Source organism: Lysinibacillus alkalisoli (genome assembly GCF_014643595.1).
Classification (GTDB): Bacteria; Bacillota; Bacilli; order Bacillales_A; family Planococcaceae; genus Metalysinibacillus; species Metalysinibacillus alkalisoli.
In genome coordinates, this window is record NZ_BMJT01000001.1 from 231,762 (window position 1) to 245,689 (window position 13,928).

Annotated in this window: 14 protein-coding genes; 7 read left to right on the forward strand and 7 right to left on the reverse strand. The window is 36.7% G+C overall.

What is annotated here, in order from left to right:
* Nucleotides 1-162 precede the first annotated feature (162 nt).
* The 5 genes from IEW44_RS01000 to IEW44_RS01020 all read left to right on the forward strand — a co-directional run bounded on the left by IEW44_RS01000 (nt 163) and on the right by IEW44_RS01020 (nt 5,240).
* Nucleotides 163-726 carry a nitroreductase family protein gene (locus IEW44_RS01000; protein ID WP_188613151.1) on the forward strand — a complete coding sequence of 188 codons (564 nt, stop codon included), beginning with the start codon at nt 163-165 and terminating at the stop codon, nt 724-726.
* A gap of 147 nt (nt 727-873) precedes the next feature.
* Nucleotides 874-1,560, forward strand: coding sequence for a response regulator transcription factor (locus IEW44_RS01005; RefSeq protein ID WP_188613152.1), 687 nt, complete (start codon nt 874-876; stop codon nt 1,558-1,560).
* A complete protein-coding gene (locus IEW44_RS01010; protein WP_188613153.1) occupies nt 1,561-2,520 on the forward strand; it encodes a sensor histidine kinase in 960 nt (319 codons plus the stop codon). It begins immediately after the preceding gene.
* 106 nt (nt 2,521-2,626) lie between these two features.
* Nucleotides 2,627-3,391, forward strand: coding sequence for an ABC transporter ATP-binding protein (locus IEW44_RS01015; RefSeq protein WP_308421621.1), 765 nt, complete (start codon nt 2,627-2,629; stop codon nt 3,389-3,391).
* Nucleotides 3,378-5,240, forward strand: a complete 1,863-nt coding sequence (locus tag IEW44_RS01020; RefSeq protein WP_188613155.1) for an FtsX-like permease family protein — start codon at nt 3,378-3,380, stop codon at nt 5,238-5,240. Before IEW44_RS01015 ends, IEW44_RS01020 begins: the two co-directional genes overlap by 14 nt.
* A gap of 102 nt (nt 5,241-5,342) precedes the next feature.
* Here the strand turns inward: IEW44_RS01020 and IEW44_RS01025 are convergent, their stop codons facing one another.
* Entirely contained in the window at nt 5,343-6,737 is a 1,395-nt protein-coding gene (locus IEW44_RS01025; RefSeq protein ID WP_188613156.1) for a dipeptidase, read from the reverse strand.
* A gap of 232 nt (nt 6,738-6,969) precedes the next feature.
* On the opposite strand from IEW44_RS01025, the gene IEW44_RS01030 reads away from it, so the two are divergent.
* Together IEW44_RS01030 and IEW44_RS01035 are read left to right on the forward strand one after the other, a co-directional pair.
* Nucleotides 6,970-7,518: an RNA polymerase sigma factor gene (locus IEW44_RS01030; protein WP_188613157.1), complete on the forward strand. Its 549-nt coding sequence runs from the start codon at nt 6,970-6,972 to the stop codon at nt 7,516-7,518.
* Nucleotides 7,519-7,666: 148 nt separating this feature from the next.
* Nucleotides 7,667-8,158 (forward strand): GNAT family N-acetyltransferase, encoded by a 492-nt coding sequence (locus IEW44_RS01035; RefSeq protein WP_188613158.1) that lies wholly within the window; start codon nt 7,667-7,669, stop codon nt 8,156-8,158.
* Nucleotides 8,159-8,211: 53 nt separating this feature from the next.
* On the opposite strand, the gene IEW44_RS01040 is transcribed toward IEW44_RS01035, so the two are convergent.
* From IEW44_RS01040 to IEW44_RS01065, 6 genes are all read right to left on the reverse strand, one after another.
* Entirely contained in the window at nt 8,212-8,643 is a 432-nt protein-coding gene (locus IEW44_RS01040) for a MarR family winged helix-turn-helix transcriptional regulator (RefSeq protein ID WP_188613159.1), read from the reverse strand.
* 19 nt (nt 8,644-8,662) lie between these two features.
* Nucleotides 8,663-9,064, reverse strand: coding sequence for a transcriptional regulator Spx (spx, locus tag IEW44_RS01045; RefSeq protein ID WP_188613160.1), 402 nt, complete (start codon nt 9,062-9,064; stop codon nt 8,663-8,665).
* Nucleotides 9,065-9,275: 211 nt separating this feature from the next.
* On the reverse strand, nt 9,276-10,829 hold the full coding sequence (locus IEW44_RS01050) for a glycine betaine ABC transporter substrate-binding protein (RefSeq protein WP_188613161.1): 1,554 nt from the start codon (nt 10,827-10,829) through the stop codon (nt 9,276-9,278).
* Nucleotides 10,830-10,839: 10 nt separating this feature from the next.
* A complete protein-coding gene (locus IEW44_RS01055; RefSeq protein ID WP_188613162.1) occupies nt 10,840-11,943 on the reverse strand; it encodes an ABC transporter ATP-binding protein in 1,104 nt (367 codons plus the stop codon).
* A 207-nt stretch (nt 11,944-12,150) separates the two neighbouring features.
* Entirely contained in the window at nt 12,151-13,713 is a 1,563-nt protein-coding gene (locus IEW44_RS01060; RefSeq protein ID WP_188613163.1) for an ABC-F family ATP-binding cassette domain-containing protein, read from the reverse strand.
* An 18-nt stretch (nt 13,714-13,731) separates the two neighbouring features.
* Complete coding sequence (locus tag IEW44_RS01065; protein ID WP_188613164.1) at nt 13,732-13,914, reverse strand: SE1832 family protein; 183 nt, start codon at nt 13,912-13,914, stop codon at nt 13,732-13,734.
* Nucleotides 13,915-13,928 lie beyond the last annotated feature (14 nt).

Genomic DNA, 13,928 nt, shown 5'->3' on the forward strand with positions numbered 1-13,928 from the left:
TCCATGTTTAAATAATATTGTTATTGTTAGAAAAGTAAACCATGTATCTTTATAGCATAACTTAAAACATCACGTCAACGACCTTAAGAACAAACATTTCGCTTTTTCTTCCCGATATCACGTATACTTACAAGTATGAATTGGTAAAGGAGTAATGAAAAAATGGCATTAACTGTACAAGAAGCAATTAAAAAACGACGTTCCTTCAAAAAAATGAATGGACAGCGTGTTCCAGAGAGTAAAATTGTCTCAATTTTAGAAGATGCGGTATGGGCACCTAATCATGGTATGCGCAATCCATGGCGCTTTGTTGTAGCTGGCGGCGACCGCTATGACAAAATCATTACCTTGTTACGCGATGTAACGATCCCTAATTGGGCGCAACTCCCTGAAGAGGAAGTAACTACTCAAATGCAAAAATTTACACAAGCAGGTGGTGTTGTCTTTGTCCTAGTACCTGAAGATATGCGTCAAAAACAGCGTCTTGAAGACTTTGCAGCAGCAAGTGCTTTAGTACAAAATGCACAATTATTAGCAGTAGCACAAGGCGTGGGCACATGCTGGAAAACGCCAGTATTTCTAGATGCGCCTAAGTTTAGAGAAGCAATTGGCGCCAAAGATGGCGAGCGTGTGATGTGCATGTTACAGTTTGGTTATGCTGATGAGCAACCTGCTGCGCGTGAACGTAAGCCTTTGGAAGAAGTTATGACGCTATTTGGTGAGTGATAATCTAACATAGTATTATTTACGGCTCATTTGCGGAAAAGTTTCATTATATTTGTCAAATACTAACTAAAAAAATATAATGTAGACAAGAGAAATAACAAATGTTGTTATTTCTCTTTTGTCATTTTACAAGAAAGGATTTTGAATATGTATAAAATTTCAATTATTGAAGATGATACGACATTAGCAAGTCTTATGAGCCAACATCTTACAAAATATAATTATGATGTGCAGGTCGTTACTGCATTTCAAGACATTGAAGAAGCTGTCACACAGTATCAGCCCCATCTTATATTATTAGATATTAATTTACCGTATTTTGATGGTTTTTATTGGTGTCGTAAATTGCGTCAAACGTTGACTTGCCCAATTATTATTACTTCTGCCCGTGCAGCAGATGCTGAACAAATTATGGGGATTGAAAGTGGCGCAGACGATTATATTGTGAAGCCTTTTTCCTTAGATGTATTAGTAGCAAAAATATCAGGGCATTTGCGCCGCATTTACGGGGATTATGCTGCGCAACAAGAGCGCAGTGTTCGATATGAAGGTTTAATTTTATATTTGGAGAGACTTATCCTGCAGTATGACAATCAAGCAGTGGCATTAATGCAAAAGGAGTCAGCACTAGCGCAAGTGTTGTTATCGGAGGCACCAAAAGTCGTCACTCGTGTGACGCTGCTTACAAAATTATGGGATGATGAAAGTTTTGTAGAGGAGAATACGTTAAATGTTAACATTGCTCGTTTACGTAAACGTTTAAAAGAGTTGCAAGCCCCTTATCACATTGAGGCAGTGAGAGGTGTGGGTTACAAGCTTAAGGAGCTGGTATAAATGCGTTTGTTTTTACAACATCATCTATTATTAATCCTGTGTTACTGTAGCACTTTTATTGTACTCTTTGTCTTTTACGATTGGCTGGATGGTTTATCGATTTCGATTAGCTATTTTGTTATATTAAGCCTTGTCATTTTAGGTGTATATTTAGTCATCAGATATTATGTAGATCGCCCTATGTATGAAAAAATAGCGGCGCTACATACGTTAGAAGACGCCATTATTAGCGCACCAAAAAGTGTTATTACACAAGCTTACACTAAGCAGGCTGAGGCACAAGTATTAGCCCACCATCAAAAAATAGTTGCGTTAACACAATCGCAAAAAGAGCAACAAATGTTAATACAAAGTTGGGTACATCAAGTGAAAACACCTGTCGCTGTTATTGATATGTTATTACAAATGGCTAATGGTAATGTAGATGAAGATAAAATACAACAAGAGGTGCAGAAGATTCATTACAGTTTAGAACAATTGTTAACGTATATTAGGCTTACCGATTTTTCGCAAGACTTAAACGTAGAAGAAGTGTCTGTAAAACAACTTTTAAAAGAAATAATGAATGAACATAAAAATTTTTTTATTGCAAAATCCGTTTTCCCTAAGCTAACAGGTGAAGATCATCGCATAGTTACCGATAAGAAGTGGTTTAAAATAGCGGTTATACAAGTACTCACTAATGCAATTAAGTATAGTGATGAGCACACAGCCATTCACATTCATATCACACCAGAAACGATCACCATTGCAAACCAAGGCATTGGCATTAATACCGCAGATGAAAAGAGGATATTTAATTTATTTTATACAGGACAGAATGGTAGAAATTACGGAGAGTCTACAGGCTTAGGATTGTATATTACACAACAAGTGCTTACTCATCTAGGGCATGCGATTACATTGACAAATGCTACAAAACAAATGACAACATTTACGATTACGTATAAAGGTGCTTAACAGCATCTTTTTTTATGACAAAATTGTCATCTTCATGACATGTAAGGCGATAGTATGTAGTAGTGTAGCTTCGATATGATAAATGTAACTTAAGCATAAAGGAGATATTACTATGGCTATTTTAGAAGTGAATAAAATGAATAAAACATATATCGGAAAAGTAAACTATGAAGCATTGAAAAATATTACATTATCGGTTGAGGAGGGAGAGTTTGTTGCAATTATGGGCCCCTCAGGTAGTGGGAAAACAACATTACTAAACTGTATTTCTACGATAGATGCGCCTACAGGTGGCACGATTCATATTAATAAAATATCACCCTATGCCTTGAAAGAGGAGGAATTAGCGGCTTTTCGTCGTCAGCAATTAGGCTTTGTGTTTCAAGATTTTAATTTAGTTCACACGTTAACGGTGCAAGAAAATATTTTATTACCACTAGCTTTAGACCGTGTGGCACAAGATGTAATGATGGAACGCTTAGCTAAGGTGACTACTATTTTAGGTATACAACATTTATTAACGAAACGAACATTTGAAATATCAGGGGGACAGGCACAGCGTGTGGCAATCGCACGAGCTATTATTCATGAACCGACATTATTATTAGCTGACGAACCTACAGGGAATTTAGACACCAAATCTGTAAAAGATGTGATGCAATTATTTACCACGGTCAATCAAGACATGAACACTACTATTTTAATGGTGACGCATGACGCATATGTTGCGAGCTTTTGCCAACGCGTCGTTTTTATTAAAGATGGTGAATTTTATAATGAAGTGTACAAAGGAAATAATCGCCAACAATTTTACCAAAGTATTGTAGATAATTTAGCCTTCTTAGGTGGTGTTACCCATGACTTTTCATGATATTGTGTGGAAAAACGTAGTACGTGATAAATGGACTTATATTGCTTATTTTTTGAGTAGTGTTTTTTCGATTTTTATCTTCTTCTCCTTTGCGGTGTCGATGTTTCATCCAGATTTAGCTGTGATTAGTAATGGTTCTATGCTAGCCATATCAATGACAGTAGGCGCCATTTTAGTTTATTTATTTTCTTTTATATTTATTACATTTTCCATTATGGCTTTTATGCATAATAAAAAGAAAACATTAGGCTTATTTATGTTAATCGGAGCTTCTAAGCAACAGATGCATCGTATGCTATTTTACGAGAATATTATAATAGGTGTGAGTGCAATTGTAACAGCGATTGTAGCAGGTGTGATTTGCTCGCCGCTCTTTTTATTACTCTCTCGTAAAGTGTTACAAATTGACGGTTTTGCTTTCTATATGCCATTTAAGGCGATTGGGATAACGGTGTTATTATTTTTAACATTATTTATGATTGTAGCTTTTATTTCACCACGTATGTTGCGCACCACACAAATTATTCAATTAGTGAAAGGGGATAAACAAGGGGAAAAGGCAGCGGTTTTCTCACGTGTGAAATGGTTAATAGGTATGGGCATGTTGGCGTGTATCCCAGCAACGATTGTATGGCTACCTCAACAAATTGAAGAGAATACACTTATGCAATTATGCTTATTCTTACTATTTTTGGGTGGTTTATATGTGGTTTTTTATCAATCGATTCAAGGTGTTTTACAACGTATTAGGCAGTCATCTAGCTTTATGCAAGGGACTCGTCCGTTAGTAGTGAGCAATTTAATGAGTGATGTGAGAGCTAACACTAAGATGATGTATTTAGTGACGATCTTATTATTGGGTGCTTTTTTTGCCATCATTATTTTGTATTTATTTTCAACGAATGTGGCAAAGGATACACGTAGTAACTATCCTTTCGTTTACACATATGCTTCACACGTGGATAATACGCATGAACAGCAACATCTTACAATAATTGACGATAAGTTAAATCAACAACCGGGTTTTGCCAAACAAGAGCTTGCTATTTTAGTTGAGGAGGATGAGCGTGTTGGCTATATTTCAAATAGCCAGTACAATGAAGCTGCTACTTTATTACATATGTCACCGATTAATTTACAGGCGTCAGAAGTAGCGATTGTAGCAGGTAATGTAGGTGTAATACCACAAAAAGATATCGAGACACAGCCATTAGATAAGGCATTACTAGCTGTAAAGAATGTGATAGAGAAAAACATTACGCCAACTGGTTATTTTAGCCGTTTAATAGTATTACAGGACGAGGACTACACTAAAATAAATAAAGCTACCTTGTCAGCGATGACTTTCACAAATTATACTTTTGAGAATTGGACACAGTTTATTGAACAAGACCGAGCATTAAATCAAGTATTGCAAGGTAATATTTATGAACGTGCTAGCTTATTTAGTGCGGTTGGCTTATATAATACAGAGCGTATCAGTAAAAACTTAGCACTTTATATTGGCTTTATGTTAGCATTAATTTTTATCGCAGCCTCACTAAGTATGATTTATTTTAGATTAATCACGCATGTGGATAGGGAGCGCCAGCAATTTAAAAGTTTATGTAAAATGGGCTTATCTTTACAACAGTTTCATCGCATTATTAATCATCAACTCGCTTTTTTAATGTTAGTGCCATTTGTAATAGCTGTTATGCTTGTATTGCTCGCACTATTACTCGCCCAACAATTATTTACTAGTAGTGCTGTGATTATTGTTGGCAGTATTACGCTGTTTGCGCTATTACAACTCACTGGTTATTTGTATGTACGCAAATATTATAAAAAATCGTTATTAACGATGTGATGACATAAAATACATGTAAAGCAAAAAGAAGTGGTAAAGGGAATGAACATCTTCCCCTTACCACTTTATTATTTTTAGATGTACGCTATGGCATAGCGTTTGTTATTTTAACTCCTCAGGTGTTAATTGATTTAATGCTGTATAGTAATCGCCAATAACACGTAACCCTTTATCAAAGTTCTCTAAATGGAAGTGTTCATTTGGAGCATGGAAGTTTTCGCTAGATAAGCCAAAGCCCATTAATACCACTGGCACTTGTAAGATTTGGTCGAATGATGCAACAATCGGGATTGACCCACCTCCACGAATAAAGGCAGTAGGTACTTGGTAAACATGCTCATATGATTTACTTGCAAGTTGAATGGCAGGGTGGTCAAAAGGTGTTAAGTAAGGTTGCCCTTTGTCAAATTCAGTAATGGTAATATCAACCCCAACTGGTTTGTGTTTTTCGATATGTGTACGTAATAACGCTACAATTTTTTCAGGGTCTTGGTTAGGTACAAGGCGACAAGAAATTTTAGCGCCTGCCTCTGCTGGCAGTACCGTTTTAATCCCTTCACCAGCAAATCCGCCAAATACACCGTTGATTTCTAATGTAGGGCGTGCCCACGTTTGCTCTAAATATGAGTAACCTTGTTCACCAAACAGTTCGTTCACGCCAACTTCTTCTTTAATATCATTTTCATCAAAGTTGAGTGCCGCATAAGCCGCACGTTCTTCATCAGCTAGTGGTAATACATCATCATAAAAACCTTCTACTTGAATTGTACCGTGTTCGTCTCTAAATGAAGCGAGTACTTCTGTTAAGGCATGGATCGCATTTTGTACGCCACCCCCATATAAACCAGAATGCAAGTCACCTTTAGCCCCTCGCACGTTAATCTCAACGCCTGTTAAACCACGTAAGCCGTAGCAAATCGCAGGTTTACCAGGCCCATAAAGCCCTGTATCTGAAATCACGATTAAGTCTGAGTTAAGCTTTTCTTTATTGTCTTCAATGAAGGCAGTTAAACTAGGGCTACCAATTTCTTCTTCGCCTTCAATTAAAAATTTAATATTAATAGGTAGTTCTTTATGTAAAGCAAATAGCGCTTCTATTGTTTTAATGTGCATAAATACTTGCCCTTTATCATCACTAGCCCCACGTGCATATAATTTATTATCACGAATGGTTGGTTCAAAAGGTGCACTATCCCATAAATTCACAGGGTCTACAGGTTGTACGTCGTAATGTCCATAAAATAATACAGTTGGTTTGCCTTCTGCATGTAACCATTCCCCGTAGACAACAGGGTGCCCAGCTGTTGGTAAAATCGCTACGTTTTCCATTTGTACATCTTTTAATGCTTGTGCTAGCCAGTTAGCCGCTGTAGCCATATCTTCTTTATGCTCAGATAATGCACTGATACTTGGAATGCGTAATAATTCATTGAGTTCTTCTAAGTGGCGCTCACGATGTGCTGTAAAATAAGCATCAAGTTGTTGTAAGTTTGTCATAAGTTGAAACCTCTTTTCTTTAAATTGCGTCCTAATTAGTAGTATAGCATAGAGATTTTCCTTGAAGAAACATTTTGCTATCGCTTTAGATAATGTGTAAACATTACAAGCGATAGTGCTTAACCTTACATCAATGTAAGCTAATTGAAAGAAAATCCGATAGTGAGTAAGGTTCGTTTTTGCGAGAATGTAAGTAACAAAGAAAACGTAAAACGAACGGGGGCACTAAAGGATGAACACACAATTACAAGCAATTTATGAGGAATATAATCGTTACATTTATCATCTTTGCCTTAAACTAACACGTAATACAACAGAGGCAGAAGACTTAATGCAAGAAGTTTGGGTAAAAGTTGTACGTTATGAAGAAAGTATGCAAAACGTTGAACATATAAAAGCTTGGCTAACTACAATTTGTATGAATACATTCCGCGACCGCTATCGCAAAACGATGCGTCGTAGCAAATATGTAGCATTCCAACCAGAAACATTAGAAGTACCTATTTTAGATTTAGTACCAAACCAAGAAATATCAACAGAAGACCAAGTCGAGAAGGATATGATTCGTTCTGTTGTACAAGAAAAAATGAAACAACTTGATGGTATTTATCAAAAAACATTATGGTATTTTTATATTGAACAGTACTCGTTAATTGAGATATCGAATGTAATGAAAGTATCAATTGGCACAGTTAAATCAAGATTATTCCGTGCTAAAGCACGTTTAAAAGAAATGTTAATGGCTGATCATGTAGCAGCAGAAGCCATTTTACCAGCTTAAAATAAAAGAAAAAAACAGTACAGTTGATGCGCTCAATGTGCTGTTTTTTTTATGATAAAGAGGTCTTTTCTTGCACAGCAGTGTTCTATTTTAGTAAATTTCGGAATTGTGATAAGCTGTAAAAAAAGCGAGAGTAGGGGAAACTAACATGAAACAAGTCATCCAAACAGCACGATTATTATTACGCCAATTACATGACGACGATGCTAAAGCCCTTTTTGTCATTTGGTCAAATGATGACGTCACAAGACATATGAATATTCAGCCATTTTCAACAGAGGCAGAAGCGCTACATATGATTCGGCTGATTAACGATTTACCTACTGCTTTTCGCTATGCAGTGATTTATGAGGGTGAGACGGTAGGTTCAGCAGGTTTTAATCATGTAGCAGCAGATTTTTCGTATGTAGAGATTGGTTATGAATTAAGTCACAAGATGTGGCGACAAGGCTTTGGCACTGAGATTATTCAGGCACTTATTCATGAAGCTACACGTGCAGGTTATCAAGCGATGCATGCAAAAATTGATCCTGATAATATAGCCTCTGTTAAGTTAGTGGAGAAGTTAGGCTTTTATTATAAAGATCACCAAATAGAAGAAGGTGCAGCTGTCTTACGCTATGAATTAGTGTTACATTAAATGATAAACACCCGCTATCTCTGAAAGATTATTCAGCAGTAGCGGGTGTTTATTTACGGTTTAGGTGTTAAACATTTTGTAAAGATAGTACGCAATGTAGCTAATTCTTCGTAACTCAACATACCAAACATATTATTGACTAAAGTCTCGATCTGTTGGCGTGATTGCTCCAATAACTCTTGTCCTTTTTCAGTAATCACAATTTGAGATGCACGGCGGTCTACCGTTTGTTGGTTTTTTTCGATAAATCCAGACTTTAATAGTTTAGTGGTTAATACGGTAACACCACCTGATGTCACTTGTAAATGTTCAGCGATAGCAGAAGGGCGTTTAGGCCCCTCGTTTGCTAAAAAATCTAATAATAAAATATGCGTCTTAGAAAAACCGAGTGTATTATGTGTATTCCAATCATTTGTCCACTTGCGCTCTAATGTAGCCGCAATCTCAAATAAAGAGGAAATTGTTTCTCGTTTTTTTTGCTCCACTACAATCAGCTCCAACTAATTAACTCTCTTGTGCAAGTTGCATGGCATGAAGCTCGAATGCACGCACCTTACGTGGGATGAAACGTCTAATATCCATTTCATTGTACCCAACTTGAATACGTTTTTCATCAATTAAGATTGGGCTACGCAACATACGAGGGTGCGCTTGGATTACTTCATATAATTCTTGAATCGAAAGTTGATCGATATCTAAGTTTAAGTTTTTATAGTCATTTGAGTTAGTTGCAATAATTTCGTCTGTGCCATCTTCTGTCATACTTAAAATCTCTTTAAATTCATTTAAAGTTAGAGGTTGAGATGTTACACGTTTTTCTTTAAAGGAAATATTATTTTCTTTTAACCATTTCAATGCTTTTCTGGATGAAGAGCAGCTCGCTTGCGAATAAATTGTAACTGTCATTCTTCATTCCTCGCTTTCTATAAATTAAATTTGAAGGTTTGTAATTCAGTTATTCGATACTTATATCTTACCACTAAACTACTTGTAAGTCAATGTGTTTTTTATTCACATTGGTTTACGGTTATTATTCCCTTCTTCCTTAATTTATACGCATTTTCATAAATAAAAGTTTCTAAAAAATGGCTTACAATCATGTAAGTTAGTGCAAGGTTTATTTAATTAATCCTTCTTCTTTCAAAAAGGCAATCGCTACTTCTTCATAATCTTGTTTATCAATATCTACTTTGGCATTCAATGTTTGCATTTTTTCATTTGATATTTTGCCTGCTAACTGATTCAATACTTTTTCTAGTTCAGGGTATTGATTTAATGTTTCTTGACGAATTAAAGGGGCAGCGTAATAGGGAGGGAAAAGTTGCTCATCATCTTCTAATATTTTTAAATCAAAAGCTTGTATGCGCCCATCTGTGGCATAAGCATCAATGATATCGACATCTTTATTTTTAATTGCACTATAGATGATGCCTGGGTCCATCGCTTTAACATCTTTAAAAGTAATGCCATAAAGTTCTTTAATGCCAACATAGCCGTCTTTACGCTCTAAAAATTCGGGCTCTGAACCTAAAATAAAGTCATCTGCCTTTGCCCGTAAGTCAGAAATCTTTTCAAGATGATATTTTTTAGCATCCTCATTGCGTACAGTGAGTGTGTAAGTGTTATTAAAACCTATAGGTTGTAACCATACGAGATTAAACTTCTCCTTAAATTCTTTTTTTACATGTTCATATGCTTTATCAGGATCATTAATGACGGGCTCCTTAAGGTAACTCATTAAACCTGTGCCTGTATACTCTACATAAACGTCATAAGAACCGTTACGTAATCCATCAAAAGCAGGGGATGAACCACCTAAAAAAGATTCGTACTTTACCGTAATGTCCGTTTGCTCTTCTATGAGGTGTCCCATAATATAAACCATAATTTCTTGTTCAGTAAAGCTTTTACCTGTTATTGTAATCTCTTTTTGTTGAGTAGGAAGTAAGGAGATTATGGTAAATAACACTGCGATTGTGGCAATGCTTATGCCACCAATCAACATGCGTTTCTTGGCACGTTTTGACATAGCGCCTGGCTGAGCTTTCTGTTCTACTTTTTTTAATAAAAAATCTAGTAAAATCGCTAATAATGCAGCTGGGATTGCTCCGCCTAAAATCAAACCTGAGTTATATGTTTGTAAGCCGCGATAAATGAGGTCACCTAAACCACCTGCTCCGATTAAACCAGCAATTGTAGCCACACCTACAATGAGTACAGCAGCTGTGCGAATCCCCCCCATAATGACACCTAAAGCTAACGGTAATTCCACCATAAATAGCACTTGTCGTGTCGTCATACCCATACCAACACCAGCTTCTACAGTTGCTTGGTCAACGCCCTTAATGCCTAAATATGTGTTGCGTAAAATCGGTAAGATGCCGTAAATCGTTAGTGCAATTATAGCGGGTAGTTTCCCTGTCCCCATAAATGGTACGAGAAAAACTAATAATGCAAGGCTAGGTATTGTTTGAAAAATGGAAGCAATACCGATTACAGGCTCTGCTAATTTAGCATGTCGTGTTAAAAAAATACCTAGAGGAACCGCAATAAAAATGGCGATGGCAATGGCGATAAGAGATAAATAAGCATGTTCAATAAGTAAAGACCAAATCGTTTGAAACCGATTAGTAAAAACATCTATAGTATCTGACCAAATTTCCTGAATCATAGTGACCTCCTTAGAGAGTAGCGATATAAGCTGCTGCCTCTGTACTATTAATAACGCCCATTACACGTTGGTCTCGGTTTAAAACAGGGGTAATAGGTTGTGTTTGAACGTGTAATAATGCAGTTAGATCTTCTATTGTTGCCGAGTGAGATAATACGGCAACAGTAGACTGTATAACGTCTTGTAATAAAGTTTCTGGATCGTAGTGTTGTTGATAAATTGCCCAAATGGTAACGCTCCCCATATAAATTTCCTGACGGTCTAAAATAATAAGCATGTCAAGTTGATGCTTCAACATGAAGGTCTGTGCCTCTTTAATCGTTTGGTGTGCATACATCGTGTGAGCAGGTTGCATAATTTGTGTGATAGGGAGTAACGATGCCAACATAGCATTATGTTGATTACCAACAAATGTTTTTACAAAGTCATTAGCAGGATGTGCCAGTAATTGCTGCGGTGCATCAACTTGAACTAAATGACCATTTTGCATAATGCCAACGCGATCTGCTAACTTTAAAGCCTCGTTCATATCATGTGTAACAAATACAATGGTTTTCTTTAATTCTTGTTGTATGCGAATTAATTCATCCTGTAATTGTTCACGACTAATGGGGTCTAATGCAGAGAACGGCTCATCCATTAAAATAATGTCAGGGTCAGCGGCTAGTGCACGTATTACACCAATGCGCTGTTGTTGACCACCGCTAAGTTCATGCGGATAACGTTCAGCAAATGTTGAGGGCTCTAATGCCACCATACGCATAAGTTCTTGAACACGTGCGTGATATTCTTCAACCGCCATTTGCTTTAATCGAGGGACAAGACTCACATTTTCTTGGATTGTTAAGTGGGGCAACAATCCAATTTGTTGGATCACATAGCCGATGTTACGACGTAATGCTACAGGGTTTAAAGTAGCGATATCGTTATCTTTAATTGTAATATGACCTTTAGTCGGTTCGATTAATCGATTAATCATTTTCATTGTTGTTGTTTTACCACTACCACTCGGCCCGATTAAAACAAATAGTTCGCCTTCATGAATGGTGAGTGAAAAATCTTTTATGACGTGTTGCTTCTCGTATGTTTTACACACGTTATGGAATGTAATCAACGCATGGCCTCCTTTTCTATTATTACGTATACTATTCACATAAAATGACTAAGATAAACGATAGACGTTAGTCACGTGCTTTTAAGAGTTATGCAATGTTTATGTAATGATGCAAAAAAACAGCCGAGTTTTAAACTCAACTGTTTTAGTAAATGTAGCTTAACAAATAAAGTACTTGATATGATAATACGTTTATTTATGGAAATGTTATTCACTTTGTTTGCCTGATGTGAACCAATCTTGCACATCCCATACTTTTGTTACAAGCCCCTCATAAAACTCAGGTTCGTGACTGACAAGTACAATTGTGCCTTTATAATCGATCATAGCCTGTTTCAAGGCAGCTTTAGCATCGACATCTAGGTGATTAGTTGGTTCGTCAAAGATTAGCCAATTACTTTCATCCATACATAATTTACATAGCCGAACTTTAGCTTGTTCGCCACCAGATAGTTGATTCATAGGGCGGGAGATATGTTCGTTCTTTAAACCCACATGTGCTAATACAGCACGTACTTGGCTTTGCTCCATACTAGGATATGCCGCCCACACATCATCAATAGGTGTAATTGTAGGTGCTTTCACTTCTTGTTCAAAGTAAGCAGGAACTAAAAAATCACCGCGCGCAACTTTGCCATCTACCGGTTTAATCTTGCCAAGCATCGTTTTTAATAAAGTAGATTTCCCAATCCCGTTCATACCAACTAAGGCAATTTTTTCGCCCCGCTCAATAGCAAATGTGAGCGGAGGTAATAAAGGTTTATCATAGCCAATTAATAACTCATCAGCTTCTACTACAAATCGCCCTGATGAACGTGCTTGCTTAAATTCAAAAGCAGGTTTCATCGCTGTTTCAGGGCGGTCAATACGCTCCATACGGTCTAATTGTTTTTGGCGTGACTTGGCACGACCTGTTGTAGAGTAACGCGCTTTGTTTTTGGCGATAAAATCTTCTTGTTTTTTTATAAACTCTTGTTGTTTCTCGTAGGCATCAATATGTTGTCGTTTATTCATTTCAGCTAATTCTAAAAACTTCTCATAAGATGCCGTATAACGTGTTAGTTTTGAGAATTCTAAATGGAAAATAACATCAACTACCCCATTCATAAACTCTGTATCATGTGAAATTAACAAGAAGGCATAAGGATAGTTTTTCAAATACATGGAAAGCCAATGGATATGCTCTTCATCGAGATAGTTGGTAGGCTCATCAAGTAGTAATACTTTAGGTTTTTCAAGTAATAATTTAGCAAGTAATACTTTTGTGCGTTGACCACCTGATAATGTAGCGACATCTCGCTCTAAGCCGATAGCATCCAATCCTAAGCCACGTGCAATTTCTTCTACTTTTTTATCAAGGTTATAAAAATCACCTGCATCTAAAGCGTCTTGAATCATTGCCATCTCATGAAGTAGTTTTTCAAGTTCTTCAGGCGTGGCATCCGCCATTTGTGCTGTAATGGTATTCAATTCTTCTTCTTTTTTAAATAATGGAAGGAAAGCATCATTCAACACGTCTCGCATTGAGCGCCCAGCTGTTAATACGGTATGCTGGTCTAAGTAACCATAGTGCGTATTAGGCAGCCACTCGACTTTACCCGCATCATGAATAATTTGTTTTGTTAAAATGCCCATTAATGTCGATTTCCCAACGCCATTTGCGCCAACTAAACCGATATGATCGCCTTCAACTAAACGGAAGGATACGTCTTTAAATAAAGTGCGGTCGCCAAAGGAGTGCTCCAGCTTTTCGACCGTTAATATTGCCATAATTTTTCCTCTTCTCTCTTATAATGAAGCAAGCTGTGTGTTGAGTTCTTTTAGGCGTTCTTCCATATTTGCAAGACGCTGTTCAGCTTGTGCTACCATGTCATTATGACCTGTAGACTCTAGTTTTTCGATGTCACCTTGTAAATTTATATAATCCATTTTTAATTCAGCAATTTGTGCTTGAATATCACGTTTATTCATTATTTTTTCTACTT